At 28.8% G+C, this 7,265-nt stretch carries 3 protein-coding genes and 1 pseudogene; all 4 read right to left on the reverse strand.

The window, feature by feature from the left end; translation table 11 throughout:
- Positions 1–1,309, reverse strand: a pseudogene (locus AB2369_RS09650) (pyruvate:ferredoxin (flavodoxin) oxidoreductase); the annotation flags it as partial.
- Between the two features lie 636 nt (positions 1,310–1,945).
- Positions 1,946–3,331 carry an MBL fold metallo-hydrolase RNA specificity domain-containing protein gene (locus AB2369_RS09655; protein ID WP_367666272.1) on the reverse strand — a complete coding sequence of 462 codons (1,386 nt, stop codon included), beginning with the start codon at positions 3,329–3,331 and terminating at the stop codon, positions 1,946–1,948.
- 68 nt (positions 3,332–3,399) lie between these two features.
- The gene (locus AB2369_RS09660; RefSeq protein ID WP_367666274.1) at positions 3,400–4,452 is read right to left on the reverse strand and encodes an undecaprenyldiphospho-muramoylpentapeptide beta-N-acetylglucosaminyltransferase; all 1,053 of its coding nucleotides are present in this window, start codon (positions 4,450–4,452) and stop codon (positions 3,400–3,402) included.
- Positions 4,453–4,719: 267 nt separating this feature from the next.
- Positions 4,720–6,783: an ATP-binding protein gene (locus AB2369_RS09665; protein ID WP_367666273.1), complete on the reverse strand. Its 2,064-nt coding sequence runs from the start codon at positions 6,781–6,783 to the stop codon at positions 4,720–4,722.
- Positions 6,784–7,265: the final 482 nt, after the last annotated feature.

Below are 7,265 nucleotides of genomic sequence, written 5' to 3' on the forward strand. Positions count from 1 at the left end.
CACTCTTGTTTGCTCCAACAGTACCATCTGATCCAAGACCCCAGAACTTACATGCAACTGTTCCTTTTGGAGTTGTATCTATGTTTTCAGATTCTGGCAATGATAAGAATGTTACATCATCATTTATACCAACTGTGAATCCATTCTTTGGTTTCTCTGCATCTAAGTTGTTGAATACAGATAATATGTTTCCTGGAGTAACTTCTTTAGATCCAAGTCCGTATCTTCCTCCAACAACTACTGGTCTAGTTTCAGTCTCTAACTCGTAGAATGCATTTCTTATATCTTGATATAATGGTTCTCCAGCAGATCCTGGCTCCTTAGTTCTATCAAGAACAGAAATCTTCTTAACAGTCTTTGGAACAACTGCTAATAAGTGCTGTATAGAGAATGGTCTATATAAGTGAACGTTAACTAAACCTACCTTTTCACCCTTGTCAACTAGGTAGTCAACTGTTTCTTCTATTGTATCACATACAGAACCCATAGCTATTATTATCTTCTCAGCGTCTGGTGCTCCATAGTAGTTAAATAACTTGTAGTCTCTTCCTGTTAACTTGTTTATTTCATTCATATAGCTTTCAACAAGTCCTGGTATAGCATCATAGAATTTATTAGAAGATTCTCTACCTTGGAAGTAGATATCTGGATTTTGAGCTGTACCTCTAGTTACAGGATTTTCTGGATTTAAAGCTTTTTTTCTGAACTCTTCAACTGAGTCCATATCAAGTAAACTCTTAAGTTCGTCATATTCTAATACTTCTATCTTTTGAACTTCATGAGAAGTTCTGAATCCATCAAAGAAATTTAAGAAAGGAATTTTTCCCTTTATAGCAGCTAAGTGAGCTATTGGAGATAAATCCATAACTTCTTGAACATTTGAAGATGCAAGTAATGCATATCCAGTTTGTCTTGCAGACATAACGTCTTGATGGTCTCCAAATATAGATAAAGCATGAGCTGCTAAAGCTCTAGCACTTACATGGAATACTCCTGGAAGTAATTCCCCTGCAATTTTATACATATTTGGAAGCATTAATAATAAACCTTGTGAAGCTGTAAATGTAGTTGTTAATGCTCCTGCTTGAAGAGAACCGTGAACTGCTCCAGCAGCTCCTCCTTCAGATTGCATCTCCATTACCTTAACAACTTGACCAAAGATGTTCTTTCTTCCTTGCGCTGCCCACTCATCTACGTGCTCAGCCATTGGTGAAGATGGTGTTATTGGAAATATAGCTGCTACATCAGTATAAGCATAAGCAACGTGAGCCGCAGCTGCGTTACCATCCATAGTTTTCATCTTTCTCATTACTACTGACCTCTCTTTCAATTTTTCATATATTTGTTAGGTAACTTTAACTTATAAAAATCCCTCCATAATATATAAGAGTCAATTGCTGTAAATTAAAGTTTCCAAAGTTTATGCTAAAAACTACAATTTGTTTAACCCTTTACTAAACAAATACCCTAAAAAAGGCGTAGCTCTAACGTCGGTTTCAGTGTTTTCATCAACCGTTTACACATATAATAGCATATCACATATTTTTTATTTAATAAATATATTTCTGCCAAAATAACAAATATTTATAAGAAGTTTGTTTAAACTATTTATGCTCTATAATATGATTTAAAAACCTTTAATATATTTTACATAAAATGTCGCAAAATAAATTTAATATTACAAAAATCTATTTATAAGTGTTCTTATACTAAAACTATATTATATTATGTGATAATCATTATTAGTTTCTTCGGTCAAAGTAATTATATACTAGGAATATATGTTTTTCAAATCCCATATTAAGTCATGGTTTTGAAATATTCATAATACGACTTAATACAACTTAATTATCTCTTATATTCATAGCTTAACGCTTTTTAATAAAAATTTAATACACTTTATATTACTGTAATATATATTAAAACATTTTAAAACTAAGGTTTTTTAAAGTTTTATAATACACCCTTTACTAGGTGTTAAAACAGAGTAACCTTTTTCTTGGAGCTCATTTTTAAATGCCAATCTTATCTCCTCTTCTCCATGGACTAGAATTATCTTTTCAGGCTTTTTATTAAAACTTTCTATCCAATCTAGTAATATTTTCTTATCTCCATGACCTGAAAGTCCATATATCTTATGGATTTCAGCTAAAACTCTTCTTTTCTTTCCAAGTATCCTTACATACTCATTTTTATCTACTATACTTCTTCCAAGAGTTCCTGGGCTCTGATATCCAACAAAGACTATAGAATTTTTGTCTTCTTCTATATTATTTAACAAATGATACTTGATTCGTCCTCCATCACACATACCACTAGAAGATAAAATTATGCATGGCTCTCTATATCTCTTTATACCTTTAGATTCCTCCGAAGACTCTGTAAAAACTAAGTTCTTAAACTCTAAAGGATCATCCCCTTCTTTTAATAGCTCTCTTGCTTCATAATCAAAGTCATCTGAATGCTTTTTAAATATAGACGTTGCCTTTTTAGCTAAAGGACTATCTACAAAAACCCTAGGTTTAATTTCCCCTTTTTCTACGAAGTCATTTAATATATACAAAATCTCTTGAGTTCTTCCTATGGAAAAACAAGGTATTATCACATTACCTCCCCGTTTAATAGTTTTCTTTATAATATCTATTAAACATTTGAAATAATCTTGTTCTTCATGATATGTATCTCCATATGTACATTCCATTAGAATATAATCTCCATTATTAATCTTAGATGGATCTTCTATTAAGGGTCTATCTTTATTTCCTATATCTCCACTATACACAAGCTTCTTTTCTTTCCCATCTTCATTATCCTTAATATAAATTTCCGTTATAGCTGATCCTAAAAGGTGGCCTGCATCCTTAAAATATATATGTACTCCTTCAAACAATTCTATTCTTTCTTCATATTTTACTCCTTTAAAGTGTTTTAAAGCATATATTCCCTCTTCTTCTGTATACAAAGGTTTTAAAGCTTTTTTTCCTTTCTTTTCTCTATATTTGTTTTTTATAACACATTCCATCTCTTGTATATTTCCAGAATCTCTAAGCATAACCTCACATAAATCTTTTGTAGCATTAGTACAAATTACCTCTCCCTTAAACCCATTTTTAATTAAGTAAGGTATTCTTCCACTATGATCAATGTGTCCATGGGAAAGTATTACATAATCAATATCTTCTTCATTAAAAGGAAATTTATCATTCTCTCCCTTTTTATCTTCTTTACCTTGAAATAATCCGCAATCTAAGAGTATGATTTTATTATTTACCCTTAAAATATGACAGGAGCCAGTTACAAAACCAGCTCCTCCATAGATCTCTAATATCATGGTATTCCTCCTTTAGAGCTGACACTTATAACTAGTATGCTCTAAAATTAGGATATACACTCATAAAATTATTTTTTAGTATTTCCTTTTATAACTTCTACAATTTTCTCTACACCATTTTTAATAGAACTATTCTCCATGGCTTTAATATAAATATTCCTATTTTTATATAATTCCCTTATCTTCTCTATTAATAAATCTTTATTTAACTCTTCCTCTTCTACAACCATGCTATATCCTCTTTTTTCAAAAGATTTAGCATTTAATATTTGGTCTCCTCTACTAGACTTTTTAGAAAGAGGTATTAAAAGATTAGGCTTTTTAATAGCTAAAAATTCATATATAGAGTTTGCTCCTGCTCTAGATAACACTATATCAGAAGCTTTCATAACATTAGGTAATTCTTCTCTTATATATTCAAATTGTACATATCCCTTAATATCCTTAAGGCTCTCATCTAAATGATTTTTTCCACATATGTGTACTATGTTAAACTCCTTTAAAAGCTCATCAAGACTTTCTCTTACTAAATCATTTATAAACTTAGATCCAAGACTTCCACCCATTATAAATATAACAGGTTTTTCAGGGCTTAATTTACAAAACTGAAGTCCCTTTATTTTATCTCCGAAATAAAGTTCCTCCCTTATTGGTGTTCCTGTTAATATACCCTTACCTGCCTTTATCTTATCTAAAGACTCTGGGAATGTTACACAAAGCTTTGATGCAAAAGGAGTACTTAATTTATTTGCAAGTCCTGGCGTCATATCAGATTCATGGCAAATCACTGGTATTTTATTGAAATAGGCTGCCATAACAACAGGAACTGTTACAAAACCTCCTTTAGAAAATACCACATCAGGTCTTTCTTTTTTTATTATAGAGTAAGCATCTTTAACTCCCTTTATAACCTTAATGGGATCTGTAAAATTTTTAACATCAAAATATCTTCTAAGCTTACCGCTAGATATTCCAAAATAGGGTATCCCTTCTTTTTCTATAATATCTTTTTCTATTCCATTTTTACTTCCTATGTATTTAACCTCATATCCTAAGGATTTAAGCTTAGGTACTAATGCTAGATTAGGAGTAACATGGCCTGCTGACCCTCCACCTGTCATCATTATTTTATATTTATTCAAAACTCCATCTCCTCTTCTTCACTTTAGAATCTTAAATACTTTATTTAACAAAAGAAAATACTTTATGTATATAGTATTGATAAAAATATATTATCTTAATACGCTATATCAAAAATAAATTTAACTATTTACTAAATATCTTAAGATCCATTATCTATATAAAACATATATAAGTACAATATTATATTATAATTGAAATTTTAATATTTGTTACAATAAATGTGAAGTTTTATCCTAAGTATGTGTTTAAGATAAATCTGAAAATTCTATTTTAATCTTATCTCTAACTCCAGTTAAAGAACTATCGTCGTCTACAGTATCACACATTATTTCCTTACTATTAAATTCTACATGAAATTCACTTCCTGTGTCTACCTCACTGCTTACAGTTATCTCTCCACCCATGATATCTACAAGACTTTTTACAAGCGATAGTCCAAGCCCTGTTCCTTCTGCTCTCCTAGAAAGGCTAGAGTTAACTTGAGCAAATTTATCAAATATAATATCTATCTTATCCTTTGGTATTCCTATGCCTTCATCTTTAACCGCTAATATAACCTTATCTTCATTAACATTTAAATTAATATATATATTCTTCCCTTCTGGAGTAAATTTTACCGCATTAGATAAAAGATTCAATACTACTTTCTCATATTTATCTTTATCTAAAGATACACATACCTCTTCTAGGTTTGTATCAAAAACTAAGTTTACCCCTTTAGCTACAGCATAACTATTAGATAAAGTTACTATAAATTCTGTAGAACTAACTAATTCAAAGTTACTATTGTTTATATTAATAAATCCCGCTTCTGCCTTTGATAAATCCAAAATATTATTTATAAGCTTAAGTAACCTACTACAATTTTGATTTATCCTATTTAAGATCTTGTCTATACTAGGACTTATATCATCACTATATATACTTGTTGCAAGTTGAAGAGAAGAAGATATTATATTTAATGGAGTTCTAAGTTCATGAGATGTTAAAGTAAAGAATTCATCCTTTAAGGAATTTATCCTTTCAAGCTCTTCATTATGTTTTACCTCTTCTGTTATATCTAAAGCATGAACATGTATTCTTGTAACTTCATCATCCATATTCAAATAGGGCTTAAATTTTATTTTATATATCCTCGCTTCCCCATCTTCTTGATATATTTTATAATTACTCACAGTATACTCTTTTTTATCTAAGATACACCTGTTTATTATATCTAATACTTTTTCCTTCTCATCATCTTTCATAAGATCCACAAAAGAAGATTTTTTAATATAATTGCTATTTATATAATCTTTTCCAGTCAAAATACTTATTATTTTCTCGAAACTTTTATTATGAAGCATTATACTAAAAAAGGGATACTCTAAAACTGCAACTGGTATATCCAATGTATTTATAACATGTTTTATAAACCTTGTTCTATCTTCTAACTCCTTTTCATGGAGCTTCATATAGGTTATATCCTTTATAGTGCTTATGGTATATATCATGTTTCTATCCCAATCAAAAACTGGGGTGGAGTTTAACTCTATATATCTTACTTCTCCAGTAGATTTGTTAATTCTTTCTATAACAAAATTTCTAATTTGAACGTATTTTTTCACATGATTATTTATATATGTATCTATAGATAGAATTTCTCCATATTTATCTTTTAATATATAATTTTCATAAAACTTATTTAAATTTCTAATCTCCATAGGAGATATTCCTATTATCTCATAAAATGCCTTGTTATGAAATATAACATTCCCCTTAGAATCCAGTACCCAAAGTCCTTCTGTTATATTCTTTATAACATGAGTTAAATGAAGGAGATGTTGTTTTTCCTTAGACTTTAAAGCATCAATTATACGACTTTTAGACCTAAGTTCAAGGAACATTTTTTCATATTTTTCTCTTGCCTTATCTAGCTTTTCCTTGCTTAAGTTACTACTTGTTATTTCACTTAAAAACATAAGAAATCCTTCAACCTTCTCTTTTAAAGGAAGAATCTTAAGTTTATAAACCTTCTCTTCATGACTTTCAATAGTCCTTTTAAGAATTATATTATCTGCTATCTTCTTTTCATTTAATACTTCATATATCTCATTATTTTCATTTAAAATGTTATTCTCATTTTCTAAATATAATCCTAATTCACTTAAAAATGAATATATACTTTTTCCTTTAATCTCTTCCTTGTATAAATTAAATCTTTTACAAGTATTATTATTTATCTCCATTATAATTCCCTTATCATTAGTTATTACAACGGAGGAATCTATGGTTTCTATTATGGATTTAGCTAAGTTATCCCCTTGCATATACATTACCCCTACTTTATACTTTAATTTTAAAGCTCTTATCCTTTTATTCTACATAAAAGGAAATTTATCCTTTTATTTACTATATTTCTTATAGAATTATGAATTTTTGTATATTATTACATAACTCTTTTCAATGATTAAAGATAATTTCACTTGATAAAATCCATAAATCTATACATTTTCTTCTAAAAGTTAATTTTTCACATGGAATTTAAAGTTTATTTTATTAATAATATTCGTAATATCTTTAATTAAATTTAATTGCAATTTCTGAAGATATATATAAATATACAAACATGACATATACAATTCTCTGATAAAAAATAAAAGCCTCAATTAATCCTGAGACTTTTATTTTTTAATATATATTGGTTAATACATTTTTAATCTTAATTAACTTATATCCTGAAGCTTTTTATCATAAGCTGAAGATACTCTCTATTATTAAACTCATTTATTTCTAAATTAAAAACTAAATC

The sequence above is a fragment of the Clostridium sp. genome (assembly GCF_040797585.1).
Lineage (GTDB): Bacteria > Bacillota > Clostridia > Clostridiales > Clostridiaceae > Clostridium_Z.

Coding starts and splice junctions, on each gene's coding strand:
- AB2369_RS09665 (WP_367666273.1), bottom strand. CDS start 6,783: ATGCAAGGGGATAACTTAGCTAAATCCATAATAGAAACCATAGATTCC.
- AB2369_RS09660 (WP_367666274.1), bottom strand. CDS start 4,452: ATGACAGGTGGAGGGTCAGCAGGCCATGTTACTCCTAATCTAGCATTA.
- AB2369_RS09655 (WP_367666272.1), bottom strand. CDS start 3,331: ATGATATTAGAGATCTATGGAGGAGCTGGTTTTGTAACTGGCTCCTGT.